The following is a 212-nucleotide window of genomic DNA, read 5'->3' on the forward strand; positions in this document are numbered from 1 at the left end:
CTTGCCAATGTTTTTCCCCCGAGTGCGTTCGGGCTCAGGCAGTCGAGCAAAGGCTCTTCGAAGCTCATCGCCGATAGCCCATTGTCCATACCGGTTGCCAAGATCGGCGGCCTTGCGGAAATAACTGAGTGCCGCGACCTTGTCCTGCTTCACCCCGATCCCCTGTTGCAGCATTACCCCCATCAGGTAGTAGGCATGCGGGGCATTCAACT

Annotated in this window: 1 protein-coding gene; it reads right to left on the reverse strand. The window is 57.5% G+C overall.

Annotated features, from left to right (window positions below; translation table 11 throughout):
• The coding region (locus PSEWESI4_RS24945; RefSeq protein WP_187673932.1) for an SEL1-like repeat protein at positions 1-212 on the reverse strand (212 nt) is incomplete at both ends.

The sequence above is a fragment of the Zestomonas carbonaria genome, assembly GCF_904061905.1.
GTDB classification, from domain to species: domain Bacteria; phylum Pseudomonadota; class Gammaproteobacteria; order Pseudomonadales; family Pseudomonadaceae; genus Aquipseudomonas; species Aquipseudomonas carbonaria.